Raw genomic sequence first — 24,858 nt, 5'->3', positions numbered from 1 at the left:
GCATGGTCTCGCTGTGGGGTGAGCCCTGTTGTCCTGGGGCGGCGCGTGCTGCCTGCGAGTCCGGCTCGGCATGGATTCGGGAGGCATGACCACCCCACACCACCAGCAACCGCCGGACATCCGTGGTGACCGTGAAACGCGACGACTCCACCCGGGCGAGGCGGTGGTCCTCCCGGGCAGCGGCCAGCCACCGCCACACCGTACGCTCCGACTTCCCCAACGCCTGTGCCACCAGAAGCACATGCGCGGGCGTCAACTCACCGCGCCCATCGAGGTCCAACAGCCGGGGTGTCGCCGCCGCCCGTCCCAACCGGGGTGGGAACACGGCGGCTGGACCACCCACACGATCCTGATCACGGCTTCTTGGCACGGTGGCCTCATCCCAAAGCGCCGGACGGCACGATTCGCCGTCCTGGTCCCAGGTATCCCAGCCCTTCGTCACCCAACTGACCGGAATCGGCATGAGACGGACAGCAGCCACCGCCATTCGAGACAGCCGCGCCCATGTACGGGTCGGCGATCCGCTGGACGGCGCCGCGCTCACCACCTGGAGGACCAGGCGTTCGCCACGTTTCCGCAAGCCGGCTGCGGGGCGACAACTCACTGTTCTGGCGAAAGGGGGACTCGTGGAGTGGGCGGATTCCGGTGACGGTGACTGGCTGGAGCACCGCTCCCGGCACTCGACTGGCCAGCGCGCTCGCAGAAGCCGGGTTCTCCGCACTCGGTGCCGCGGCGACGCGCGAATCCAAAACGGTTCAGGCGGACAGATCTCACATTCCGCGGGCGTGCGTGATGCAGGTCACATGATCGTGTGCGATGACTTCGCCGTCCGGCCCCGGTCGTAAGAGCGACACCCACAAGACGAGGAAGGCACGTCATGCCCCACACGCTCACCGCGCCCCATACTGTGACTCCGGCTGCACCTGCGCGGCCAGCGGCCCGGCGCGCCCTGACCGGTGGCATGGTGGCGGGCCCGCTGTTTATGACTGCCGGGCTCGCCCAGGGGTTTGGCCGGGAGGGTTTCGACTTCACCCAGAACGCGATCAGCCAGCTCGCCCTCGGTGCGGCAGGGTGGATCCAGACGGTGAACTTCGTGCTCACCGGCATCCTGCTGATCGTCGGCGCGGTCGGGCTCCGGCGGGCGTTGTGCGGTGACCCGGGCTCAACGTGGGGACCGGTCCTGATCGGGGTGTTCGGCGCCTCGTTCTGGGCGGCCGCCGTGTTCCCCGCGGATGCGGGGGCCGGCTTCCCGGCCGGGGCTCCTGAGGTCACCGTGATGAGCGTTCACGGCACGGTGCACATGGCGGCTGGGATGATCGGCTATCTCGCCCTGTGCGGCGCCTTCCTGGTGATGGCCCGGCCTCTCGCGGCCCGAGGTCACCGCGGCTGGGCCATCGCCTCGCGCTTCGTGCCGGTGGCGGTTCTCGCCGGGTTCGCCACCTCAGCCGTGACAGTTCTGGCTTTCACCGCCGGTGCCGGGCTCGGACTGCTCTGGCTGGCCGCGGTGACGGCCCGGCTGGCCACCGGACCGTCGGACCGCTAGCCGATCACTGGCCCGGCGGCCATCATCAACCTGTTCAAGATCGTTCACAGGAAGCGGGGTACCCCATGACCGACGCAGTGAAGGGCCCGGCCAGCTACTTCCCCTCCATCGAGAAGAAATACGGCCGCCCGATCGCCGAGTGGAAGACGCTCATCCGATCCTCCCCGCTGACCAAGCACATGGAGCTCGTTTCCTGGCTCCAGACCGAACACGGACTGGGCCACGGCCACGCCAACGCCCTGGTCTCCCACACCCTGGCCGAGGACAGCGGGAAGTAAGACGGCAGCTCCGGCCCCGGCCCGGTCATCAGGGCTGGGGCCGGCGCACCCTCATCCACGCATCCTGCGACACCACGTAGAGCGAGGCCCGCGGGGCCCCTGAGCGGAGCCCCGCGGGCCCTGGCGGCTCCCTTGCCGTAGCGGCGGCCCTGCGCGCGGCCTTTATGGAACATCCCCCCTGCGGGGAGTCGCGGGTACACGCGGCAGTGTGCGACGGTGGACGGACAACGAGACCGACCGGCGCCCTCCGGGGTACCGGTCTTTGGGAGCCGGGCGTTGCCCCCAACCCGGGCATCCGGCGCCTGCCATTGTCGTTCACCCCCTTCCCGGAGGGTGCATCGCCTTTGGGCTCATCAACCCCCGGAAGGGGGCGCGCCCACCATGAACATCACCACCACCATCGACGGCACATCCGCACGCATCGCCCTGCGCGGGGACATCGACTTCGACACCCTGCCCCCGCTGCGCGCCGCCGCCCAAGCCCTACCGGCACACGTGACCGACCTGATGTGGGACCTGAACCACACGGCCTTCATGGATACCGCCGGCCTCCACCTCCTTTTCGCCCCCGTCTCGCCTGACGGTCCGGACCGCCGTACGACCGTGACGGGACTACGACAGCAGCCGCTGCGACTGCTGCTTCTGGCCGCCGATCTGTACCCCGCCACCTTCGACCTCGCCCGTCTGTTCCCCGACACGCCGCCCACCGACTTCCAGCAGGCGGCGCCCAAGCGGCCCTGATGAGAGGACCCGGACACCAACCCGGCAGTCCCCTCGCGAAGTCCTACGCCCCCTTCACGCCCAGCTCCCGCAGGGCGTTCAGTTGGTCCTGGGTGAGCTTGTCGCGCCTCGCGCGGGTGCTCGATACCCATACGCCGAGGTGGACCGCTACGGGCTTCGTCTCGCCGTCGACCGTGATCGTCTCGCTGTGGCCGCCGGGGGACGGGCCACTGGCCTTCGCGCCCGGCCTGTGCCGCTCGAAGAGTCGTTGCCACAGGTGGTGCGGTTCGGGTGCTGGGGGCATGGCCATGTGGCCGTGTTCTTGCCGTACAGGGTGGCCCGAGGGTTGCTGTTTGTCCCGTCGGCGTTGCTGCGCGGTGAAACCACCAAGGACGCGGGATTCGCTCGTGCTGTGGCAGGAGAGCGCGGTCCTGTGTCGGCGGCTGGCGGGTCCGGTCCGCTACGAGTCGGTCAACCGGTCCTGGTTCGCCGTCCTGTCCGTGTAGATATCCCGGTGACGCCGGCGGGAGGTCTCCCCGGTGGCCCCGTCGCCCTGTTCACCTGGCATCGCAGGTTCATCACCGTCAGGGGGACTGCACCGCGCGCCGACGCACTGGGCGCCCACCTGCCCCAGCGGCGATCAGGGCGTTCGTTCTGCGGCCGGCCCGGGAGAATCCGCGGTGGGGCACAGGCGCGTTCAAGGGAAGTTGGCCCGACTCGGGTATCGGATTACCGCTTCGACGGTCTGGGAGATTCTCAACACCCTCCGCTTCATCGAGGTCGAGTACAACCGCGCCCGTCTGCGCAAGCACCCCGAGTACGGCTACGTCACCCCACTCGAAACCAGGGCCCTGGTGGCTCAAAACCTCACCCGCAGCGTAACCAGCCGCTGTCCAAGGTCATGGGATGGGGGAACTTCAGTCCAGGCTTTTCTCGAGTCATACGCCAGCGGACAGCTGAAGGCATATCACGCGCTCGGCAACGGCATGAGTGAATGAGTTCATGGCTGCAGTGACCGCAATGCTGGAAGGGCTCCGGGACCTGGTCCCGCTGACCGCCGGGGGCGCGGCGGGAAGGTTCGCGGTCCAGGAGTGGACGCCCGGGGGCAAGTCCTGCGGCGGTGTGGAGACGTCCTGGCGCAAGGACGGCATCCGGGGGTGGATCCAGAAGTTCCGCAGCGGGGCGGTCCGTGTCTCGTTCGCCGTCTGGATCCGCGATGTCGACGAGTCCGGTTACTTCGACGACCTGGACGCCGTCTACGAGCAGGGCGAGCAGGCGCTGGCCACGTTCCTCCCCGAGATCGAGAACTCCCTGCTCGTCGGCCACCTTGTCGAGGCTGGGCTGACGGCCACGGACGAAGACGAGTTCATCGCGGCCCGCAAGTGGACCCTGGACGGACGGGTTCTGACCGCCGGTGTGGTACAGCAGGACACCGATCTTCCAGTGATGGTCGTGGTCGCGCTGGAGGAACCCGCGCCCGCTTGGACGTAACGCTGTTCCACCGACAGCCCGGGGTACTGGTACGGCTCGTTCGTCGTCCTCACCGAGGGGTAACCGCTGTCGTGGACCGGCCGGAATGACGCAAGATTAGCCTTTTCGTCCTGGCTAGCGGCAGGGGCGGGTCAGCGACCGCAACTGCCACCACCGCACCGCCGTTGTCCGCGGACTCGTCCTCGCGCGCGTCCGCGGGTGCCGAACAGTCATCCGGTCTGGTCAAGTGGCGTGTCGGTGCTCGCGGAGGATTCCGCCGCGTCGGTCTCGTCGGCTGACCTTCGGGTCTTCGGACTGGGGTGGGCCGTTGGCCGGTGGGTGAGCGGGGGAGCGGTGCGGCCTGTCTGAGGGTCGTCCGGTGTGGTCGGTGTTCATGGGCATGGAGCTCGCACTCACGCAGGGCGTCAAGCAGGTGGCGCTGGTTCCCGATCGAGGAGCGGTCCGGGAGCTTGCGTCGGCGGGTCTGTGTCCGGTGCTCCATGAGGGGGCATCCAGGGGGATCTGGATGCCTGTGGTGATCACCTTCGGGCCGGCACCGGCCACCAGGGAGTGGAGGGCGGTCGTGCACGTCGCGTCGTGGTCGCGGAGCAGGCATCCGGCCGTGCTGCCGGGTCCTCGAGGTCCATGGGAAGGTTGCGTCGGGTCGCACGGTCCACTGCGCGGTGGCGCCCGGGACCCGGATGCGCCGTCTCGCGGGCGCGAGGACGGAGAGGACGTACCGCCGCGTCCCGGCCGGGGCACGGACCTCGAAGAGAGCGCAGGTGAGCGGTGCGTCGGCCCGGCTGCGCAGAGAGTCCGCCCAGGTCATGCCCTGCCGTTCGGACGCGGGCGGGATGCCGTACTCCTGGAGAAGCTCCCGGGCGGTGGAGGCGGCCCTGACGCCCGGCGCCGCAGGCTCGTCATGGAGAAGACGGTCAAAGGTCGGCGTGCGCGGCTCGCTGCTGGACAATCAAGGCCGTGACCTGCGCGGATGGTGTACCGGTACCCGCAGGCGTCAGCGGTGGCTCAGAACGTTGATCACACGGCCGTTGGGGTCGCGGACGAAGAACCGTCGTACGCCCCACTCCTCGTCCTGCAGGGGGTGGACGATCTCCGCGCCGCTGTCCCGCATGGCCGCGTAAGCCGCTTCCACGTCGTCGACTTCGACGCTCATATCGGGGGTGACCGGGGCGGTTTTGTCGCTGGTCATAACGCTGACCTGGGCCGCCGGGTGGGACGGCGAGGCGAGCGTCATGATCCAGCCGAGATTCATGACTTCTTCAAAGCCCAGCAGGCCATAGAACTCCCGGCTCTCCTGCGCAGCCTCCGACTGGATGATGGGCATGACACGGCGAACGGCCATCGACGACTCCTGAGGAGAACGGACACGGATCCAGGACTGTCCAGGGGTACTACGATCCGTCCGTCGCCGCACGCACTTTCGCAACAGGTCCTGGCCGAAGACGGCGAAGTTGTGGGTCTGCTCCACCGGATAGCCGACGCGGCGCGGGCCCGCGAGTATCCCCGCGGGCCCCGCCTCCGGCACCACCGTGGTCATGCGCCGGGTTCGGACCGGTGGAAGCAGAGGCGTAGGCGGCGGCGTGCCCGGTGCCGGAGTCGGACAGCAGCCCCGGCCGCCAGTGACGCCCGTCGTCTGCACGCGTAGCCGGTCTAACGTCATGGCATGAACGCGGGCAGGGCAAGGGCCGAATGGGCCGGTCGTCCTTCCGAGGAAGGCATGGCGCTGAGACTGCGCAGCCTGTCGGTGCGCTGTTCCAGGGCTCGGGCGGTGGTCGGGAAGAGCGTGGCGCTGCCCTCGCCGACCAGAGCCTGGTTCGTGGTCACGAACGCACGGGAATCGTGTTCGTAGGCGGCGAAACTCGCGGCGTGGTCCCGGTCGGCCAGGGAACCGGCGAGCATGTACGCGCCGACGAGGGCGAGGCTGGTGCCCTGTCCGGTGAGGAACGACGGCGCCCATGCGGCGTCGCCCACCAGCGCGACCCTGCCGTTGGACCAGCGGGGCATGCGGATCTGGCTGACCGCGTCGAAGAACAGGTCATTCGCGTCGCGCAGGGCGGCCAGCATCGCCGGGACCTCCCATCCCGCGCCGGCGAAGACCGTGGCGAGCAGGTCTCGTTGGGCTTCCGGGTCCGAGAAAGCGTCGAACGGCGGTTGCGGCTGCGCGAAGTTCAGGAAGGCATGCACTTCGTCGTCGTCCCCCACGGCGTAGAGTGCCGCGGCCCTGCCCGGGGAGTTCCACATCACGGTCTCGTGGGGGAGCCCGAAGGTGTTGCGCATGGTGAACACGGCGAAGCAGTAGCCGAGGTAGTGGTGGAACTGCTCTTCGGGGCCGAACAGCATCTCCCGGGTGCGCGAGTGCAGACCGTCCGCACCGAGCACCAGGTCGAACGTTCGCCTGCCGCCCCCGCGGAAGGTGACGTCGACCCCGTGGCCGGACTGGTCGAGGGTGTCGATGGAGTCGTTGAACAGGAACTCCACGTCGTCACGGACCGCCGTGTGAAGAACGTCGGTCAGGTGCCCGCGCCGCGCCTCCAGGTCCCGTCCCGTGACACCGCCGGTGACGTGGTGCGGGTGAACGGAGGCCACTTCACTGCCGTCCCCTTCGAGGAAGGTCAGCCGGCGCACGTCGATGTGTGCGTCCTGCAGTTGTGGCAGGATCCCCATCCTCCGGACGACCTCCAGTGCGGTGCCGCGCACGTCGATGGGGTAACCACCGCTGCGCGGCGCGCCCGCCTTCTCCACCACCGTGACCGCGTATCCGTAGCGGTTCAGCCAGAACGCGAGGACGGAACCCGCGATGCCGGCCCCGGATATCAGGATCTTGCGCCTCGGCGCCTTACGGATGACCGTCAGTTGATCGATGGAGGTCATTCCTTGACTCCTTTGCTCATGGTTCGGACGACAAGCAGGGACAACGCCGTGACGGCACCGGCGATGACGAAGCCGGCGACGAAGGCCGATTCGGCCGGGACATCCGACCCGGAAGGAGTCCCGGCGGTGAGGATCGCACCACCGACCTGCGAGCCCACGGCGAAACCGGTCACGCGAGTCACCAGGACCAGACCGGTGGCGATGCCGGTGTCGCTCCGATCGACGGAAGTGGCGGTGCCGGTCACCATCGCCGTAACGCACAGACCGTTGGCCAGCGCGATCAGCGCCTTGCCGACGACGAGGTGCCAGACCTCGGTGTGGACGGCCGACAGGGTGACCAGGGCGGCGGCCATGAGGACGATCCCGGCGGTGACCACGGCACGCGAGCCGAAACGCCGCGCCCCGATCCCGCTCATCGGCCCGGCCAGCGACGCGGCCACGGCGCCGGGGAGCAGGAAGAAGCCGATCTCGGTGGCGCCGGCCCCGAAACCGTAATCGCCGGCGGACACCGCGAACAGTTGCGGGACGAGATAGGCCGCCATCGAGGTACCGACGCATATGACGAACGTGAGCACACACGACTGCCACATCGCCGGCCGGGCCAGCATGTGCAGATCGACCATCGGTGAGGCCGCACGGCGTTCAACGGCTGTCCATCCGGTCACGAAGGCGGCCAGAACCACGATGAGGGCGCCGAGCACGAGTGGCTGCGAGCCGATGGCGGGCACCAGCGCGAGCGCGAGCATGAGCGTGAGCAGCGTCCCGCTCAAGAGAACCAGGCCGAGCCAGTCGACACCGGCGTCGTCCGACCGGCTTGGCGGATCACTCGGCATCAGCCTGTTCACCAGCAGGGTGGCCCCGATGACCACGATCGTCGGCAGCGCGAACATCCAGTGTCGGGACAGCCCTTCCGCCACGGGCCCGGCCGACAGCGTTCCCGCCATCCCGCCCCCCACGAACAACCCGCTGACCACTCCGATGGCCACCTTCGACTCCCCTGCGGGGAGGTGCGTGCGCACCAGGACGAACGACAGGGGCAGCGCGCCCACCATCGCGCCCTGCAGCACCTGACCGAGCAGCAGCACCGGCAGGTTCGGCGCCAGGGCGGACACCAGACCACCGGTGCAGACCACCACCATCAGCCGGATCAGGACCCGTTTTCCGTCGTAATGGTCGCCGAACTTGCCTGCGACCGGTGTGACGAGCGCGCCGGTGACAAGGAGCACGACGCTGAGCAGCGCCCCTTCGGCGGGACTCATGTTCAGCTCGCGTTGCAGGAGCGGGAGCGTCGGTGTCACCACCGACTCCAGGGCACCGGTGGCGACTGCCAGCATGCCGAGGGCCCCGACAGCGGCTTTCCCGATGCGGACCGGGGGAGCCCGGGTCACGGTCATGAACCTCCTTTCCGTTGTTGCCGTGCGAGTAAGGGGTCGGTCGTACGCGGAGCGCTGCCGCTTTGGGCCCGTGCCGGACGTCGTCAAGGGGCACCGCGGCAAGACGCGCTTGCTGCTCTGCGGCCGCCGGTCCGAGAGGCCGTACCGGGGCGGGAGCCGCGGTGATGCCGGCTGCCGCCCCGTATGCATGCGCTACGACCATCGGCGCAGCACTGCTCGCGCCGGTAGCGCGACCGCGAGCAGTGCCAGGCCGCCGACTGCGGCCGCGAAGGATCCGTGCGCCAGCGGGGGCACGTACGGCCCCTCGCCGGTCGTGCCGCGCATCATCGGGATCAGCGTGGCCGCGGCGATGGCGGCGAAGCCGCCGAGGACCGCGGCCACGGTGGTGTCGGACCAGGCGCCCGGCTTCGCCTCGAGGCTCTGTACCGCCGCCGGACACCACGGAGTTCGACGGCGGAGACCGGATGCGGTGGCCGGAACCTCCGGTCGGTCGTCCGCCTTCTGCCGCCTGCCGCTGCGCAGCCTCATGGTCCGTCCTCTCGCGATCTCTTCGAGCCGATGGGCAGGAGTGTGCGAAGACGGCCGCGCGCCGGGCGTCATACCCGAGAGCCAACGTGGAGGTGATACCGCAGTAGGGGGGGCGGTGGAGAGGCAAGCCCTGTCCTCCGCCGGGGGCCACCGCCGGGGCCTGGGGCGAAGCCCCGGCTCGCGGCGAAATGAGGTGCCCCCTGCTCGAAGCTTGTCGGAGAGCCTTGGACGGGTCGGCCGGCTGCCGCCGACGCGGCGTGCACGAGGGCTTGGCTCTGCCCCGTTGCCGCTTGCTGCCAGGGTCCGGGGCGTGAACTCGGCGAGGCAACCACTGTCCTGGAAGGAGGCCGCCTGCGCGGTCCGGGGTTGTCGGGTCAGCGGCCCTCAACGAGACCGCGGCCCGTCCGGCGCGGCTCAGAAACGCCGGCATCAGGACCGTGCGAGCACAGAGGACCGCAAGCCTCTCCCGCCTCCGACGGCGACGTGCTCGCGGTCCCGGGGCGCAGCTCCGAGAAGCTGTCCTACTCTCCCGGGGTCACCAGCTGCGACTCGTACGCGAAGACCACCGCCTGGGCGCGGTCGCGCAGGTCGAGCTTGGTGAGGATGCGGCTCACGTGCGTCTTCACCGTCTGCTCGGCCAGCACCAGTGTCTGCGCGATCTCCGCGTTGGACCGGCCGCGGGCCACCAGGGTGAGGACCTCGGTTTCGCGTTCCGTCAGGGCCTTGAGCCGCAGCGCGGGCTTGCCTCGGGCGGCGGGACGTTGCCGGGCGAAGTCCGCGATGAGGCGGCGCGTCACGGAGGGGGCGAGCAGCGCGTCGCCCGAGGCCACCACGCGCACCGCGGCGATCAGGTCGGCCGGCGGGGCGTCCTTCAGCAGGAAGCCGCTCGCGCCCGCCCGGAGCGCTTCGTAGACGTAGTCGTCGACATCGAATGTGGTGAGCATCAGGACGCGCGGCCGGTGCGTCACACCCGGTGGGGGTGCGAGGAGGAGGCGCGCGGCCTCGAGGCCGTCCATCTCGGGCATGCGGACGTCCATCAGCACGACGTCGGGACGGGTGCGCCGGCTCAGCTCGACGCCCTGCGCACCGTCGGGGGCCTCACCCACCACGTCGATGTCGCTCTGGGCGGCCAACAGCGCGGCGAATCCGGCCCGCACCATGGCCTGGTCGTCGACGATGATGACGTGCGTCGTCACGTGAAGTCCCCTTCGGCCAGGGGGATTTGGGCGGCCACACGGAAGCCGCCGTCGGGCAGCGGTCCCGTGTCGAGGGTGCCGTCGGCGAGCCGCACCCGCTCGCGCATGCCGATGAGGCCGTGCCCGGTGCCACCCTCCTCGAGCGGTGCGGCGGGCGGCTCCGGCGGCGGTCCGTTGACGACGAGGACGGTGAGCCGCTCCCCGTCTTCCGACACCGACACCTGTGTCGGAGCACCCGGCGCGTGTCGTACGACGTTCGCGAGGGCCTCCTGAACGATGCGGTAAGCGGAGAGACCCACCACCTCGGGCACGTCGGCGTCGCAGGGGGCGAACTCAACCGGCACGCCCGCCTTCGCCACCGCCTCCACCAGTTGCCCGATCCGGGTCAGGCCCGGCTGGGGCGCGAGCTCGCCGTGCGCCTCCTCGTTCCGCAGCACGCCGAGGAGCCGTCGCATCTCGCCGAGCGACTCGCGCGCGGTCGCCGCGATGGACGTGAACTCCTCCTGCACGACCGGCGGCAGCCCGTCCAGGCGGTGCGCCGCGGTGTCCGCCTGCACCGTGATCACGGACATGTGGTGCGCCACCACATCGTGCAGCTCACGCGCGATGCGAGCGCGTTCCTCCAGCAGCGTCCGACGCGGCTCGCGCAGGCCGAGGGCGAGGCAGAGGCCGACGTACCCGACGATCTCCATGGGCGGGAACGGCCACAGGAGCCGCTCATCGAAGTCGACGGTGAGCAGGTCGAGCGCCCCGGCCATGTCTGCGGCGAAGATCATGCACCAGGCTTGTAGCGGGCGGATGACAGCGAGCAGCAGCGGTGCCGTCTGCGCGACGGCCAGCGCGCTCGCGATGCCGCCGTTCAGACCGTAGTCGACGCTGAGCACCTGGATGGTGGTGGGGAGCAGGGCCACGCACAGTACGAACGCCACGCCCCACGGCAGCAGCCGTACCCACCGGCGCGACGCCCCCGCGAGCAGCGCGTGCGGGGATCCCTCCTCCGCTGAGGTCATGGGCGCCAGCTCAGGGGAGGCAGGGCGGCACCAGGAGGCGCGCAGCGATCAGGCAGCTCCACCACACCCCAACGGTCGGAACAACGGACGTCACCGCACATCCAACCGCCGGAACAGCCGACCCGGCGAATCCTCCCGGTCAAAGCACTGGACGGTCTGGCTCACGGCCACGGGCTGCCCTCTCCAGAGGGACGTGGCAGGGGAGGGTCCCGGGCGAGGATGCGGTCGTCGACGCAGTACTTGCGCAGCATGCCGCCGACGACACGGTTGTCGGTGGCGGGGACGGACTTCACGGAGAAGTCGGGCCTGGAATTTCCTGCGTCTTCGCTCACCTGCTCATGGTTGTAGACGTCCCATGTCCCCGGCCACGGCGAGGGCCGCACGGGTGTGGTGCTTGTCCCGGCAGCACTCGACGCATCGCCGGTCTCCTCCGGGCAGTCCGAGGGAGGCGGCCACCTGGACGGTCTGCTCGATCCAGGTCTCGTCCCAGCGGATGACGCCGTCCAACTTCCGTTCGGCGGCCACGGACCGGGCGACCCGCACGAGGCCGTCGATGTCGGCGAGGTCGGCCACGACGGTGTGGTCGGCCGCGACGGTGTGGCCGACCATGTACGCCAGTTCCCAGGTGGGGGCTCGGTCAACACCGGGTGGATGCGGAAGCCGCGGCTGATCGACTGCAGAAGGTACTCGCGGTCTTCGCGGTTGCCAGGCGTGGTCACCAGCAGGTGTCCCCTCTCCATGGGCACCGAACACCCTTGCGTCACCGGGCGAGTTCCCGGCGGCGGCCCCTGCCGGCTTCTGACGGGAAAGGGTCGCTCCCCAACTCGTGCGGTGCGTCCGCGGGTTACTCGTTCCGCTCCGCGACGAAGATGCAGAACGGGTGGCCCTCGGGGTCCCGGTAGACACGGAAGCGCTCCTCGTCGTCGGGGTCCGGCCGGTCCCGGTCGTTGAGCAGGCTGCCGCCGAGGGTGAGTACGCGTTCGTGCTGGTTCCGTAGTTCCTCCAGCGAGGTGACGCTCAGGTCGAGGTGCATCTGCTGGGGCACCGGGCCGTCCGGCCAGTCCGGTTCGCGCAGGTGCGTCACCTGCTGGAAGGCGAGCTGCGGGCCGCCGTCGGGGGTGCGCAGGACGAGCCAGTCCCTGCCGTGCTCGTCCTGCTGCCCGGCCGGAGGCGGCTCGTCCCCCTCGGCGTAGTCGAGTCCCAGCAGGGACCGGTAGAACTCGGCGAGTTCGCGGGCGTCGGTGCTGTCGAGCACGGTCTGCACCAGCCGGATGCGGCTTGCGTCGTCGGTCATGGGATCCAGGTGCCCGGCAGGTCCCCGCCCGAACGGCCCCCGACCGTGGAGAGGGCGGCAGCGGTGTCACGGTGATGCCGTGGTCCAGCCCGGGGACCGGCCACGGCATCACCGTGCAAGGCACTCACCCGTGCACGGGGCTGGACGCCCTTTCGTCCTCACCGCATCCAGTGCCCGTCGGTGCTCCACCCCAGGAAGCGCCGGGCACAACCGCCGTCCGCTGTTCCGTCGTCGCCGAAAGCGCCGCCCTCGGTGACCAGGGTCAGGCCTGCCAGGGCGGGGGCCAGCCGGGTTGCGACATGGGCGGGATGGCGGGCCGTCTCCTCGCCCAGGCTTGTGATGATCCGCCGCTGCTCCTCGGGCGGGCACAGGGACAGGTGGAACACCATCTGGCGCCACGCGTACGCGGCGTCCTTGACGGTGCCCAGCGGCCGTGGGTTGCGGTGCACGCGGGCGGTCAGCCGGCACACGGTCACGAAGCAGCGGTGTGCCAGGTCGGCCCAGCCGGGCCGTGGGGCGATGCCCACCCGGTGGACCAGCGTGGCCAGGTTGTGCGTGGTGAGGATCTGCGCCTGCTCGATCACCGTGCCGTTCGTCGCGACCGAGCAGGACCGCGGTGCCGCCCCGGCCCGCTCGGCGCACAGCCGCGCGAAACCGGGAGAGGTGCGGACACCGTGGGAACGGGTCAGGGCCGCGCCGGTCTCGGTGATCGCCAGGTTGCGGATCGCCGCGTAGTCGATGCCGTAGTAACGCTCGTACAGGGTGCCGCCGAGCAGTTCGCCCGCGATCCGCGCCGCCGTGAGGAACTTCGGGCTGAACGTGCCCATGAAGATGTCGGCGGCCAGCTCCTCCACGAACGGGGCGCCCAGGTCGCAGTGGCGTTCGAGAACGCCGAACTCGCGGACCAGCGGGTTGGGCAGGATCGTGCCCGGGAAGGCCTGCACGGCCAGCTCGCCCAGCTGCCGCAGCACAGCGAGCGCGCCTTCGCCGTCCGGCCTGCCCAGCACCGCGGACCGCTGCCCCGACACCGCCCGCACCCAAGGCAGTTCCTCGACGCGCACCTGCCGTTCCAGGTCGAGCAGGAGCAAGGAGCGGCGGTTGCGGAAAGCCCGGTAGTTCGCGGCCATCAGCGCGCGCAGCGTCGTATCGTCGTACGCCTGCGCGGTGGTGGCGGCGACCAACTGCGGCACCAGCTCGGCCAGGACCTCGGCGGACGGGACGACGCCCCGCTCCACCAGCGTGCCGAGCGGCGCGCTCAGCGCGGCCTCGACCACCTGGCGGATCACGGGCGGTACGGCTGATCCGGCGGGCAGGCCGGTCTGCCGGCTCTCCTCCCCGGTCACCGCCTCCAGGAGCGGGGTGACGTCGGTGATGCCCGTCTCCTGCGGGAGGACGGCGAGCCGGCGCAGCACCAGCTGGGCCAGGCCGTGGTGGGAGGCGAGCGCCGCCTGCTCGGCCTGGCGCCGGCGCAGGGTCGTGTGCGCGGCGGAGCCGGGCAGACCGCGCCGCCGCACCATGGACTGCACCGCGTGCCGCAGCAGACCGAGCCGGCGCGCGTCCAGCGGCCGTCCGGAGACGACCTCCTCCAGCGCGCCGCGCAGAATGCCCAGGTTCTCCTTGGGGTTGCGGTGCTTGGTGCAGCGGGTGTGCTCCGCGGCGAGCCGCCGGTAGCGGCCGAGCAGGGCCTCGCCGTGCGCCAGCCAGGCGGCATCCGGGACGAGTTCGAGGACCCGTCCGTCCCGCGCCGTCCGCAGCCAGTGGACGAGCAGCTCGTCACCGAACGGCTGCCATACGGCGAGCGCCTCGCGCTGGGTCTCGACGGCCGCGTTGGGTCGCCGCTGTACCAGGGTGCCGACGACGTCGGAGACGGTGCGCCGGTGGACGGCCGCGGTGGCGTCCGGCGCGGATCCGTCCGCCGGGCGGGGCAGGAACCGCAGCCGGTCGGCGAACGGTTCCAGTTCCGCCGCGAGGTCGAGCGCCGCGCCGGTCTCTCCGTGCCGGACCAGCCAGGCCATGGTGAGCAGCGCGGCCTCCTCGGGCACGCCGATCTCGTAGTGTCCGCTGTCCAACCGGTCCCACAGCCAGGCCAGTCCGGGCTCGGTGAGGCAGTGGGCGAAGAGCGCGCGCCGCTCGGCGGGCACCCCGAAGCTTTGCGCGGCCTCCCTCTCGTACGCCTGCAGCGGACCGCTCGCGCCCGCGGCACCGGTGGCGAAGCCGCCCCGCACCACCTCCAGGGTCACCCAGGGCGGAAACCCGTCCACGGGCGTGCGCGAACCGACCGACAGCCGGCCTGAGGCCATTCCCTCGAGGACCTTCCGCCAACGCTGCCCGCGCGCCTCGGCGCGGTGCCGGGTGTCGGCGTCCTCGTGGGTCAGCGCGGTCACGAAGGCCCTGGCCAGCTGGGCCTGCGGATAGGACGGGGCCGCGGTGAGAGGCTGCTGCTCAGCGTTGTCGTTCATAAGCCGGCGTGGCAGGTTCCGCCCCTGCGCCCTCCGGGACCACAGCCCGGTGCTCTGCTGCTGAGCTACACGCCGATGACGGCCGACGTTAGACCTCAGGATGATCATCGCACAACCGGTTTTTCCTCATGCCGCAAACCCCGAGCACACTCCAGAGGAAGCCGATCCAGAGCTGCACGGCGAGTTGCAGATCGCGTGACAGCAGGACTGGCTGCGGTGCGTTCCGGGCACCCCGGCGCAAGGGGCGACGGTGCACGGCATCGGTTGCCGGATGGAACGGGCGGCTGCACGAGCCTTCCTCGGCCGCCCCCGCGCGTCCGCCGAGGGACGGGGCCGTCGGCGTGGGACGTGCTAGCGGGATCCGCTCCACGGGGCGGGGACGAAGGTCCACAGGACCTCGGCCGGGGAGGGGCCCGGGTTGCGCCAGTTGTGGGGCTCGCGGCCGGAGAAGGTGAGGGTGTCGCCGGCCGTCAGTGTCTGTGTGCCTCCCGTGAACTCCACGGTGACCTTGCCGCTGACGACGTGCAGCACCTCGACGTCACAGTTGATGGTGTAGAGGTCGTCGCCGCCGTTCGCGCCCGGCTCGAGGTGGGAGCGCAGGACTTGGACCTTCGACTGCGCGCGCGGTGTGATCAGGCGGTCGATGACGTCGTGACCGCCCATGTTGATCTTCGGGGCCTCCGTGAGGCGTACGACCTCGGTGTCGGCGTCCTCGAAGAGGGAACCGACCGGCAGCGACAGCACCTGGCACAGGGTCACCAGGGTCGACACGCTCGGCGAGGTCTCGTCGCGTTCGACACGGCTGAGGAACCCGCGCGTGAGGCCGGTGGCAGCGGCGACCTGTTCGATCGTGAGTCCCTGCGCCTTGCGGCACGCGCGAAGGCGCGCCCCGACGCGGACGGGGGCGCCGGAAGGCGTCGGATGCAGCGCTTTCATGGACTCCTCGTCGTGTTCGGCCGTCTCGCGGACGACTCTTGACAGGTTCGTGGCCCGGAGCCAGACTACCCGGACTGAAAATTGTCGAATAGACAATTTTTGTTGTGTATAGGTAATCCTCCGGGTCTCGGATCCGAGGAGCTCAGGTCTTGGCGGAATCGGCCGGAACCCGGGCTCCCGCCGGACGACCGACCTCCCAGCGACAGGACGAAGGCGATGTCCGCTTCAGGCAGTGCGCCGAGCCGCGAAAGCGCGATCGAACAGCACTCGATCGACTACGTGCCCAGCGCCGAGCGCCACGGCAAGGTATGGCACCAGGGGCCGTTCTGGTTCACCGGCAACTTCGTGCTCCCGACCATGGTCGCCGGCTTCGTCGGCGCCTCGATGGGCCTCAGCGTCGGCTACAGCGTGCTGGCCATCCTCGTCGGCGTCGGCTTCGGCACCTTCTTCATGGCCTTCCACGCCAACCAGGGGCCGCGCATGGGCCTGCCCCAGATGATCCAGTCACGGGCGCAGTTCGGCAGCCGCGGCTCCACGGTGCCGTTCGCCGCGACCGTGTTCGTCTACATCGGCTTCCTCGTCTTCGACACGATTCTCGCCGCGCAGGGCATCGGACTCCTCCTGCCCGACGGCAAGCTCTTCTGGTACCCGGTGCTGATCACGGCGTCGATCGTCATCGCCGTCGTCGGACACGACCTGCTCCACTTCGTCCAGCGCTGGCTGACGTACGTGCTCATCGTCGTCTTCGCGATCCTCACCGTCGTGGCCGTCGTGCACTTCTCCTCCAACCCGGTCCCCGCGGACGCCCCCGCCACGACGGCGGGGTGGGACCTGACCGCCTTCCTCGTGCAGTTCTCCCTCGCGGCCGGTTACAACATCAGCTACTCCGTGTACGTCTCCGACTACACGCGCTACCTCCCGGCCGACGCGCCCGCGGGCAAACTGATCACCGCCGTCTACTCGGGCGCCACGTTCTCCGCGGTCTGGCTGATGTCGCTGGGGGCGATCCTCGCCAGCTACCTGCCGAACCCCGACCCGATCCTGGCCCTGCGGGAGGTCGGCGACCTCCTCTTCCCCGGCTTCGGCCTGATCGTCGTGATCACCTCGGTCCTCGCACTGGTCTCGATCATGGGCGTCAACGCGTACGGCGCGATGCTCACCGGCACCAGCGCGATCGACGGCTTCCGCAAGGTACGCCCGACCGTGCGGCTGCGCGTCGTCGGTCTCGCCGTGGTCGGTGCCGTGTCGCTCCTCGTCGCCCTGCTGATCCCCGACGACTACATCGGCAGCTTCAACGACTTCGTCCTGCTGATGCTCTACTTCCTGGTGCCCTGGACCGCGGTCAACCTGGTCGACTTCTACTTCGTGCGTCGCGGCACGTACGCGATCGCCGAGATCCTCAAGCCGGACGGCGCCTACGGCCGCTGGGCGTGGCGCGGCGTCACCGCGTACCTCGCCGGGTTCGTCGCGATGATCCCCTTCTTCTCGACCAGTTTCTACGTCGGCCCCGTGGCGGATGCGCTCAGCGGCGCGGACTTCTCGTTCCTCGTCGGCCTGACCGTCTCCGGCGTGCTCTACCTGCTGTTCTCACGGAACCTGGACCGTGATGCGGAGGCCGAGGCCCGCGCGGAGAGCGAAGCGGAACTGGAGGGGACCGTCCGGTGACGACGCGACGCACAGCACGGGAGCGCCCGGCGGTCACGGTCGCGAGCTGCCAGATCGCACCGCGCGTCGGCCGTGTCGAGGAGAACCGGCACCGGATCCGTGAGGCGATCGAGGAGGCGGCCCGACGGGGCGCGGGCATCGTGGTCCTGCCCGAACTGGCCAACTCCGGCTACGTCTTCCAGGACCTGGACGAACTGCTGTCGGTGGCCGAGCCGCTGGACGGCACGACGGTCAGGCAGTGGGAGGAACTCGCCGCCCGGCTGAAGCTGGTCATCGTCGGTGGCTTCGCCGAACTCGGCTCCGACGGCCGCGCGTACAACTCGGCCGTGCTCATCGACGAGACGGGAGTACGCGCCTCGTACCGCAAGGCGCATCTGTGGGACGGCGAGAAGACCTGGGGCTTCACCCCCGGAGACACACGACCGCCCGTGGTCGACACCCCGCACGGACGTATCGGGATGCTGATCTGCTACGACCTCGAGTTTCCCGAGTGGGTCAGGCTGGCGGCCCTGGAAGGGGCCGAGCTGCTGTGCGGACCGGTGAACTGGCCGCTGTACCCGCGACCGGAGGGCGAGCGTCCGGGTGAGATCATCCGCGTCCAGGCGAACGCCGCGGTGAACCGCATGTTCGTCGCGGTCGCCGACCGCACCGGCACCGAACGGGGCCAGGACTGGCTCGGCGGCAGCGTGATCGTCGACGCCGACGGCTATCCCGTCACCGAGCTGCGCCTGGGCGAGGAAGCCGTCGTCACCGCGACGCTCGACCTCACCGAGGCGAGGGACAAGTCCATCAGCGACCGCAACGACGTGCACGCGGACCGCCGGCCCGAGCTGTACGCGCACCGGGAAACAGGGTGACCATGACGCGGACGACGGTCGCGGTCGTGCAGCAGCCGCCTGCCCTGCTCGACCTGGAGGAATCGGTGCGCCGCGCCGCCGGCCACATCACGGAGGCGGCACGGGAGGGCGCGGCCCTCGTCGTGTTCCCCGAGACCTGGCTCACCGGCTACCCGGCCTGGGTGTTCGGCCTCGCCGGCTGGCGGGACCGCACGGCACAGCGCTGGCACGCGCGGTTGCTGGAGCAGAGCCCCGTCCTCGACCACGAGGGCGGGGACGACGACCTCGGCCCCGTCCGTGCGGCGGCCCGTGAGAGCGGTGTGACGGTGGTCCTGGGCCTCAACGAGCGCGCGGGCAAGGCATCCGGCTCCCTTTACAACTCGCTCCTCACCATCGGCCCGGACGGCGGCACACTCAATCTGCACCGCAAACTGACGCCGACCCACACCGAACGCATCGTCTGGGCGGCCGGTGACGGTGCCGGGCTGCGGGTCGTGGACACCCCGGCCGGCCGCGTCGGCTCGCTGGTCTGCTGGGAGCACTTCAACCCACTCGCCCGCCACGCCCTGCACGCCCAGCACGAGGAGATCCACGTCGCCGTCTGGCCGGACATGCCGCAGAGCCACCTGATCGCGGCGCGTTCGTACGCCCTGGAGGGGCGCTGCTTCGTGGTCTCGGCGGGACAGGTCCTTTCCGCGGACGATGTCCCCGCCGACCTCCGCGACGCCTACCGGGCGGGAACAGGACCCGACGCACCGGACGGTGGGCTGCTGCTCAACGGCGGTTCGAGCATCGTGGGACCGGACGGGTCATGGATCGTGGAGCCCGTCTTCGACGAGGCCCGCATCATCATGGCGACGCTGGACACCGGACGGCGCTATGAGGAGTCGCTCGACCTCGACGTCGCGGGCCACTACGCCCGGCCCGACGTCTTCCGACTCACCGTCGATCGGGGCCGGCGGGGGAACGGGGTCGGTTTCACCGAATGACATCTCCGCCCCGGTGCCCGGTCCACTCGGTGAACCGGCGGTGAGCTGTCGTTCCCGACTGCATGGACGAGGCGGACGGCAACTGCTGCCACGCGCAGCCCGATGTCGCGACGAACGCGATCGCCGCCGGCATCTCCCGGTCACCGTGCCGACACCGGCCGCCACCCTCAGACCGCGACGGCGCCTCCGGCACCACCTGCTGGAACAGCACCCACAGCTCTTCCGGCACCAGCCGCCCAACGACGCCCGCACCGGCAGGCTGTCGAACACTTCCCATGAGGTGACCTGTGAGCAGGCCAGGAGCGTGCCGGGGCGACCGGGAGAACCGCGTGCCAAAGCCACCGGGGTATCAGCGCGGACAGCGCCGCGAACCGGAACCGGTCCGCGGGCTCGGAGTGGGCCGGGCGCTTCGACTGCGCGCCAGTGCGGCACCGCGTTCCCGTGCCGCGGCACGAGCGGCTCGGCGTCCCCGGCGGTGTCGCGGCGCAGCAGCACCGCCGGGACGGACAGCAGCTTCCGGGTCATCTTGTACACCAGCGAAACGATCACGCAGAGGCGGTGCGAGCCGACGCCGCATCGCTGCGCTCGCCCGCAGCGATGACTCTCCGGGGCCCCGGGTTCCGAGGGAGCGGGTGCTCATCGTCATGCGTTCCATCGGCGCATGACAACCGACAGGTTTCAATGACGGTCATCCGTTGATCGATCAACGACCGTCCATCGCGGGACATCCCCTCCAACACCATTATGGTCCATACCTCTTGACGAATGGTCTGGACCAGAGCACGGTCGTCACCGACGACGGCTGTCATGCCTTCGACACCCAGTCGGCGGCCCTGCACCGCCGGTTCCGCATGTCCCCAGTTCCTCACCGCACCCCCACCGGGAGGCCGTGCATGGTCCGCAGCACCGTCCGCTCGCTCGCCGCCGCGCTCACCGCGGCCGTCCTCGCCCCGCTCGCGCTCGTCACCGCCCCGGCCGCGTCGGCCGCCCCTGCCGCCGACACCTGCGCCCTGAAACCCAAACCGGCCGGGAAGGTCCTCCAGGGCTACTGGGAGAACTGGGACGGCTCCTCCAACGGGGTCCACCCGCCCTTCGGCTGGACCCCGATCACCGACTCCCGCATCGGCCAGCACGGCTACAACGTGATCAACGCGGCCTTCCCGGTCATCCGCTCCGACGGCACGGCGCTGTGGGAGAACGGCATGGACACGGGCGTGAAGGTGGCCACCCCGGCGGAGATGTGCGCGGCGAAGGCGGCCGGGCGGACGATCCTGCTCTCCATCGGCGGGGCGACGGCCGGCATCGATCTCAACTCCACCGCCGTCGCCGACCGGTTCATCGAGACGATCGTCCCGATCCTGAAGACGTACAACTTCGACGGCATCGACATCGACATCGAGACCGGGCTGATCGGCACCGGGAACATCAACCAGCTCTCCCCGTCGCAAACCAACCTGATCCGCATCATCGACGGCGTCCTGAAGCGCATGCCCGACGGCTTCGGCCTCACCATGGCCCCGGAGACCGCCTACGTCACCGGCGGCAGCGTGGTCTACGGGTCGATCTGGGGCGCGTACCTGCCGATCATCAAGAAGTACGCGGACAACGGCCGCCTGTGGTGGCTGAACATGCAGTACTACAACGGCAGCATGTACGGCTGCTCCGGCGACTCCTACCCGGCCGGCACGGTGCAGGGCTTCACCGCGCAGACCGACTGCCTGAACAAGGGCCTGGTCATCCAGGGGACGACGATCCGGGTGCCCTACGACAAGCAGGTCCCGGGCCTGCCCGCCCAGCCGGGCGCCGGCGGCGGCCACATGGCCCCGTCCCAGGTCGCCCAGGCGTGGAACCACTACGGCACGAGCCTCAAGGGCCTCATGACGTGGTCCATCAACTGGGACGGCTCGAAGAACTGGACCTTCGGCGACAACGTCAAGGCCCTCCAGGGCCGTTGATCCGGGGCACTCCGGAACAGCCCGCGGCACGGCCCCCGAAAACGCAGGACACCGGACGAGCCGAGACGGCTCGTCCGGTGTCCGCGAGCCGGGGAGGTGCGTGCCCAGTCTTCTGCGTCGGGAATTCCGTTCGGACAACTGGCGGGCGCTGAAGGATCTCGTCCGTGGTCTTCGTCGCCGGAGCGATGCCCCGGGACGAGGGCGTGGGGCGGCCGGGACCACGTACCCGCACCACGGGCTCCAGCGGATCGGCGAGGACGACCCGCGCCACGGCGATCGTTCTATTCCCGGTTCGCAGCGAGCACGCCCACACCCAAGGGGGTGAGGGTGTGGATCACCGTGTTCCCTCGCCGGGTGGATGCGATCAGGCCGGCTTCGCGGAGCGCAGTGGCGTGTTGGCTGGCCGTGGGTGACGCCAGACCGATGCGTCGGGCCAGTTCTCCGGTCGTGCAGCCGTCTTCGACAGCGCGTAGAGCCATGGCGCGGCTTTCCCCGAGCAAGCGTCGCAGCGCCTGGCCTCCGCGGAGGCCGGCGTGGTCGCCCGTCCACCACTGCGGGCCTCGAGCTACCGGGTAGACCAGGATCGGAGTGAGATCCGGGTCGATGAGCGTGACCGGGGTGCGCCAGCAGAACACCGAGGGGATGAGGAGGAGGCCGCGGCCCTTGAGGTGGAGGTCCCGGTCGACGGGGTAGTCGGCCTCCAGCACCGGCCGACTCCACCGTAATGTCGGCCGGAAGCTTTCGAGCATTGCCTCGACTCCGCCGTGCAGGACGGCTCGTGCGCGCACCCCTCTGTCGGCGTCGATGAGCGCCTGGATGTGCTGCCAGCGCGTTGCGACGGCACAGGTGTAATACGCGTGAAGTGACTGCCCGAGCATCCGTAACGCCGCCGGTTCTCCGTCGATCAGCGGCCGGGTCCACATCGGCAACCTGGGCAGAACTGCTAGCTCCTGGCGTATTCGCGGTACGGGGGTGGACAGGACGGCCTCGACTCCCGCTGCCAGACCGTGTGCTGCCTGAGGAGGGGTGAGGAAGTCGGGGAAGTCGCCGCAGGGCGGAGCGAGGCAGCGGATGAGCCGGATCTGCTCCGGAGGGAGATGACGGAGTTTGGAGCGGGTTCGCACGCGCCAGGCGTCGAAGACGGCCTGCCCGTCGCGGTTGCCCAAGAGGTTGACGCTGAGTATTACCTCCCACAAGGGGTCCGGTCCTGGTGCGAGCCGAGTACGGAGCAGATCCTCTCTGGTGAAGTGCACCTTGAGCATCACAGACCTCCCACTGCTTCGGTCGGGATTCTGCATGTCGCGCGCCACCGTGATCAGTGCTTTTTTGGCCCACATGAAACAACCTGGCCTCGGTCCCGGGCCCTCTCGCATCCTGAAGCCCCACGAGTACGAGGGGGCAAAGGACATGAGCACTTTCAGGAGGCTGGCCGCCGCTGCGGTGACCGCGGCGGCGATCGGTGGCGCACTCGCCGTTTCGGCTCCTACTGCCGCTGCGGCTCCAGCGCCGGGCCCGACGGCTGAGGCGCCCACTTGCGTCTCGCGCTACTGGGATGACGACCCATCCGGTTTTGGCGTGAACATCAAGAACAACTGCACCTACACCGTGCGTGTGAGGGTCATCGTGGACTGGGGCACCGACAGCCCGTGCTGGTCTCTGGCCCCCGGGCAAGGGAAGTTCTGGTTCAAGGAGACGATCACGGGACAGTACAGCCACCTGGCCACGTGCTGACACCCGGGGCGTGCACGAAGACGGACTCGGTCACGAGGCCGCACCGACCGCGGGCCACCAGAGGGACCCGTGGGGGGACCCGGCTCGCCACCACGTATCAGAAGGGGAGACATGAAGATCGGTAGATCGATCCTCGTCAGGCTGGCCTCGGTGCTCACGGGCGCCATCATGTTCGCTCTCATCACCACCCTCCCGGCTCAGGCGGCGAGTTACTACCGGGTGTACATAGGAAGCAACTACGCCGGTGTCGGGGCCGACCGCGAATGGGTCGAGGTCTGCGACATGGAACGAGACGGGAACGGGGTCTACGCCCTGTTCTACGTCAAGCACGGGGGCTACGCGGGCAAAGTAGGTGATGGGAACGGATCGTCCGCCGGCTGCGGGAACGCCAGGTTCTCCGGCACCATCATCGGGGTGGAGCTCTGTGAGGACCAGCTGACGGGTCCTCTGTGCGACTACTGGCCCGTCCCCTCCTAAGAACACTCGAGCCGGGCGACACCAAGGCCCCGGGGCGCACTCGTCCTGGTCGTACGGCCGGAGGCGACGCCGCTGGCGAAGGTGTAACTGCACCATCCTCCGGTTGAGCGCCGCAGTCATGCCCTCCGGCGATTCCCTCGCCGGGGGGCATGTCATGCGTCCCGTCCTGGCCGAAGGCTTCGGCCGGTTCGCAACTGGCGCTCTGACCGGAAAGGCTTGCCGGAAGCTCGCGGCACGCAAGGATTCAGGCTCTGGGTGAGCGATTGATTCTCTTGTGCGGGGATTCACGGCGGATTAATGCTCCAGCCGTAGATCGTTCTGTGCCCTGGTCTCGGGGCTGTCCGTCACTGGCGGAAACCCAGGTGGCCTCAGCACACGATCTGGGTAGAGTCGGGCAATGCCCGAGCTGAAGCGGCTGCATGCCGGCCACGCCCCGGCGGTCTTGGCCTTCGAGCTGGCGAACCGCACCTACTTCGCTGCCTCGATCTCCGACCGCGGCGACGACTTCTTCGACCGGTTCACCGACCGGTACAACGCCTCGCTGGCCGAGCAGGAGGCCGGCATCTGCGCCTTCTACGTGCTCGTCGCCGAGGACGGCTCGGTACTCGGCAGGTTCAACCTGTACGACTTGGAGGACGGCACTGCCAGACTCGGCTACCGGGTCGCGGAGCGGGTCGCCGGCCGCGGCGTGGCGACCACGACCGTCGAGGAGCTTTGCCGGCTGGCGGCGGCGCGGCACGGGCTGCGCACACTACGAGCGGCCACCTCCCACGACAATGTTGCGTCCCAGAAGGTGTTGACCAGGGCCGGGTTCGTCCCGGCTGGCCCTGCCACCCCGGCCGATCTCGGCGGCCAGTCAGGCACCTGGTACCAGCGCGACCTGCAGTCGTAGACCATGATCTTGCTGGTGGACCGACTGCAGGAAGGCTGTGGCCACCGCTGATCATCGGTGTGTGAAGACAAACGATCATACGGTGGCCGCGGGGCACAGCGTAGACCCTGCCCGCTGGCAGGATGGGTTCGAGGCCCTGATGTCTCGGATAGCGGTCCGGTTCGCGCGGGTCGAACCCCGGCGTCGGGTACGGGAACCGGTGCTGGGAGTGCTGTCGGACCTGCCGCGCAAGAACTGCTGGAGCATCGCCGAGTGGACCGGACAGGCCAGTCCGGACGGCATACAGCACCTGCTCGGCCGGGCCAAGTGAGATGCCGACATCGTGCGCGATGACGTGCGCGAGTACGCGCTGGAACATCTGCACGGCGAAGATGTGGTGCTGGTGGTCGACGAGACCGGAGACGTGAAGAAGGGCATGCACACCGTGGGTGTCCAGCGCCAGTACACCGGCACCGCCGGGGGGATCGAAAACGCCCAGGTCGCCGCCTACCTCGCCTACGCAGGCCGCCGTGGACACGCGGCGGTGGACCGTGAGCCGTACATCCCGCGCTCGTGGACGTGCGACCCGGACCGCTGCCGGGCAGCGGTCCGGG

Annotated in this window: 24 protein-coding genes, 1 tRNA gene and 2 pseudogenes; 12 read left to right on the top strand and 15 right to left on the bottom strand. The window is 69.7% G+C overall.

The window, feature by feature from the left end; translation table 11 throughout:
• Positions 1-877 precede the first annotated feature (877 nt).
• The 3 genes from B7L92_RS05915 to B7L92_RS05905 all read left to right on the top strand — a co-directional run bounded on the left by B7L92_RS05915 (position 878) and on the right by B7L92_RS05905 (position 2,562).
• Entirely contained in the window at positions 878-1,543 is a 666-nt protein-coding gene (locus tag B7L92_RS05915; RefSeq protein ID WP_081236420.1) for a DUF998 domain-containing protein, read from the top strand.
• Positions 1,544-1,608: 65 nt separating this feature from the next.
• Positions 1,609-1,821: a DUF4287 domain-containing protein gene (locus B7L92_RS05910; RefSeq protein WP_081236419.1), complete on the top strand. Its 213-nt coding sequence runs from the start codon at positions 1,609-1,611 to the stop codon at positions 1,819-1,821.
• Positions 1,822-2,202: 381 nt separating this feature from the next.
• The gene (locus B7L92_RS05905) at positions 2,203-2,562 is read left to right on the top strand and encodes an STAS domain-containing protein (RefSeq protein ID WP_081236418.1); all 360 of its coding nucleotides are present in this window, start codon (positions 2,203-2,205) and stop codon (positions 2,560-2,562) included.
• Positions 2,563-2,605: 43 nt separating this feature from the next.
• Here the strand turns inward: B7L92_RS05905 and B7L92_RS05900 are convergent, their stop codons facing one another.
• On the bottom strand, positions 2,606-2,851 hold the full coding sequence (locus tag B7L92_RS05900) for a helicase associated domain-containing protein (RefSeq protein ID WP_081236417.1): 246 nt from the start codon (positions 2,849-2,851) through the stop codon (positions 2,606-2,608).
• 692 nt (positions 2,852-3,543) lie between these two features.
• Here B7L92_RS05900 and B7L92_RS05885 point away from each other — a divergent pair.
• Positions 3,544-4,032 (top strand): hypothetical protein, encoded by a 489-nt coding sequence (locus tag B7L92_RS05885; protein WP_170102174.1) that lies wholly within the window; start codon positions 3,544-3,546, stop codon positions 4,030-4,032.
• A gap of 994 nt (positions 4,033-5,026) precedes the next feature.
• Here B7L92_RS05885 and B7L92_RS05880 read toward each other — a convergent pair.
• The 12 genes and pseudogenes from B7L92_RS05880 to B7L92_RS05830 all read right to left on the bottom strand — a co-directional run bounded on the left by B7L92_RS05880 (position 5,027) and on the right by B7L92_RS05830 (position 15,720).
• Positions 5,027-5,374, bottom strand: a complete 348-nt coding sequence (locus B7L92_RS05880) for a VOC family protein (RefSeq protein ID WP_081236415.1) — start codon at positions 5,372-5,374, stop codon at positions 5,027-5,029.
• A 314-nt stretch (positions 5,375-5,688) separates the two neighbouring features.
• A complete protein-coding gene (locus B7L92_RS05875; protein ID WP_081236414.1) occupies positions 5,689-6,903 on the bottom strand; it encodes an FAD-dependent monooxygenase in 1,215 nt (404 codons plus the stop codon).
• On the bottom strand, positions 6,900-8,297 hold the full coding sequence (locus tag B7L92_RS05870; RefSeq protein WP_081236413.1) for an MFS transporter: 1,398 nt from the start codon (positions 8,295-8,297) through the stop codon (positions 6,900-6,902). The genes B7L92_RS05875 and B7L92_RS05870 overlap by 4 nt, the downstream gene beginning before the upstream one ends.
• A 192-nt stretch (positions 8,298-8,489) precedes the next feature.
• Positions 8,490-8,729: pseudogene (locus tag B7L92_RS05865) on the bottom strand (ABC transporter permease); the annotation flags it as partial.
• A gap of 617 nt (positions 8,730-9,346) precedes the next feature.
• On the bottom strand, positions 9,347-10,021 hold the full coding sequence (locus B7L92_RS05860) for a response regulator (RefSeq protein WP_081236412.1): 675 nt from the start codon (positions 10,019-10,021) through the stop codon (positions 9,347-9,349).
• On the bottom strand, positions 10,018-11,031 hold the full coding sequence (locus B7L92_RS05855; RefSeq protein ID WP_081236411.1) for a sensor histidine kinase: 1,014 nt from the start codon (positions 11,029-11,031) through the stop codon (positions 10,018-10,020). The genes B7L92_RS05860 and B7L92_RS05855 overlap by 4 nt, the downstream gene beginning before the upstream one ends.
• Before the next feature lie 161 nt (positions 11,032-11,192).
• Positions 11,193-11,363, bottom strand: coding sequence for a hypothetical protein (locus B7L92_RS40550; protein ID WP_159461001.1), 171 nt, complete (start codon positions 11,361-11,363; stop codon positions 11,193-11,195).
• 4 nt (positions 11,364-11,367) lie between these two features.
• Entirely contained in the window at positions 11,368-11,640 is a 273-nt protein-coding gene (locus B7L92_RS05850; RefSeq protein WP_081236410.1) for an ATP-grasp domain-containing protein, read from the bottom strand.
• Positions 11,641-11,875: 235 nt separating this feature from the next.
• The gene (locus tag B7L92_RS05845; RefSeq protein ID WP_081236409.1) at positions 11,876-12,325 is read right to left on the bottom strand and encodes a VOC family protein; all 450 of its coding nucleotides are present in this window, start codon (positions 12,323-12,325) and stop codon (positions 11,876-11,878) included.
• Positions 12,326-12,483: 158 nt separating this feature from the next.
• On the bottom strand, positions 12,484-14,784 hold the full coding sequence (locus B7L92_RS05840; protein WP_081236408.1) for a hypothetical protein: 2,301 nt from the start codon (positions 14,782-14,784) through the stop codon (positions 12,484-12,486).
• A 3-nt stretch (positions 14,785-14,787) separates the two neighbouring features.
• A tRNA-His gene (locus B7L92_RS05835) sits at positions 14,788-14,859 on the bottom strand.
• A 276-nt stretch (positions 14,860-15,135) separates the two neighbouring features.
• On the bottom strand, positions 15,136-15,720 hold the full coding sequence (locus tag B7L92_RS05830; protein WP_081236407.1) for a helix-turn-helix domain-containing protein: 585 nt from the start codon (positions 15,718-15,720) through the stop codon (positions 15,136-15,138).
• Between the two features lie 216 nt (positions 15,721-15,936).
• Here B7L92_RS05830 and B7L92_RS05825 point away from each other — a divergent pair, with 216 nt between their 5' ends.
• The 3 genes from B7L92_RS05825 to B7L92_RS05815 are packed head-to-tail and all read left to right on the top strand — an operon-like array spanning position 15,937 to position 19,210.
• Positions 15,937-17,385 (top strand): purine-cytosine permease family protein, encoded by a 1,449-nt coding sequence (locus B7L92_RS05825; protein ID WP_081236406.1) that lies wholly within the window; start codon positions 15,937-15,939, stop codon positions 17,383-17,385.
• Entirely contained in the window at positions 17,382-18,242 is an 861-nt protein-coding gene (locus tag B7L92_RS05820; protein WP_081236405.1) for a nitrilase family protein, read from the top strand. The genes B7L92_RS05825 and B7L92_RS05820 overlap by 4 nt, the downstream gene beginning before the upstream one ends.
• A 2-nt stretch (positions 18,243-18,244) precedes the next feature.
• A complete protein-coding gene (locus tag B7L92_RS05815) occupies positions 18,245-19,210 on the top strand; it encodes a carbon-nitrogen hydrolase family protein (protein WP_081236404.1) in 966 nt (321 codons plus the stop codon).
• Here B7L92_RS05815 and B7L92_RS05810 read toward each other — a convergent pair.
• Positions 19,200-19,487 (bottom strand): transposase, encoded by a 288-nt coding sequence (locus tag B7L92_RS05810; RefSeq protein WP_107501385.1) that lies wholly within the window; start codon positions 19,485-19,487, stop codon positions 19,200-19,202. The genes B7L92_RS05815 and B7L92_RS05810 overlap by 11 nt on opposite strands.
• A gap of 616 nt (positions 19,488-20,103) precedes the next feature.
• Between B7L92_RS05810 and B7L92_RS05805 the strand changes: the two genes are divergently transcribed.
• Positions 20,104-21,165, top strand: coding sequence for a chitinase (locus B7L92_RS05805; protein ID WP_081236403.1), 1,062 nt, complete (start codon positions 20,104-20,106; stop codon positions 21,163-21,165).
• A 281-nt stretch (positions 21,166-21,446) separates the two neighbouring features.
• Here B7L92_RS05805 and B7L92_RS05800 read toward each other — a convergent pair whose 3' ends face one another.
• Positions 21,447-22,502 carry an ArsR/SmtB family transcription factor gene (locus tag B7L92_RS05800; protein WP_255310772.1) on the bottom strand — a complete coding sequence of 352 codons (1,056 nt, stop codon included), beginning with the start codon at positions 22,500-22,502 and terminating at the stop codon, positions 21,447-21,449.
• Here B7L92_RS05800 and B7L92_RS44035 point away from each other — a divergent pair.
• The 4 genes and pseudogenes from B7L92_RS44035 to B7L92_RS05785 all read left to right on the top strand — a co-directional run.
• Positions 22,462-22,896: an alpha-amylase inhibitor gene (locus B7L92_RS44035; RefSeq protein ID WP_497590771.1), complete on the top strand. Its 435-nt coding sequence runs from the start codon at positions 22,462-22,464 to the stop codon at positions 22,894-22,896. The genes B7L92_RS05800 and B7L92_RS44035 overlap by 41 nt on opposite strands.
• Before the next feature lie 111 nt (positions 22,897-23,007).
• On the top strand, positions 23,008-23,373 hold the full coding sequence (locus tag B7L92_RS05795) for a hypothetical protein (RefSeq protein ID WP_081236401.1): 366 nt from the start codon (positions 23,008-23,010) through the stop codon (positions 23,371-23,373).
• A 397-nt stretch (positions 23,374-23,770) separates the two neighbouring features.
• The gene (locus B7L92_RS05790) at positions 23,771-24,265 is read left to right on the top strand and encodes a GNAT family N-acetyltransferase (protein ID WP_081236400.1); all 495 of its coding nucleotides are present in this window, start codon (positions 23,771-23,773) and stop codon (positions 24,263-24,265) included.
• Between the two features lie 139 nt (positions 24,266-24,404).
• Positions 24,405-24,858, top strand: a pseudogene (locus B7L92_RS05785) (IS701 family transposase); the annotation flags it as partial.

This window comes from Streptomyces viridosporus (genome assembly GCF_002078235.1).
In the GTDB taxonomy this organism is placed as follows: domain Bacteria; phylum Actinomycetota; class Actinomycetes; order Streptomycetales; family Streptomycetaceae; genus Streptomyces; species Streptomyces viridosporus.
Note: the sequence above shows the minus strand (reverse complement) of the source record. Positions and strands in the feature narration are given on the sequence as shown.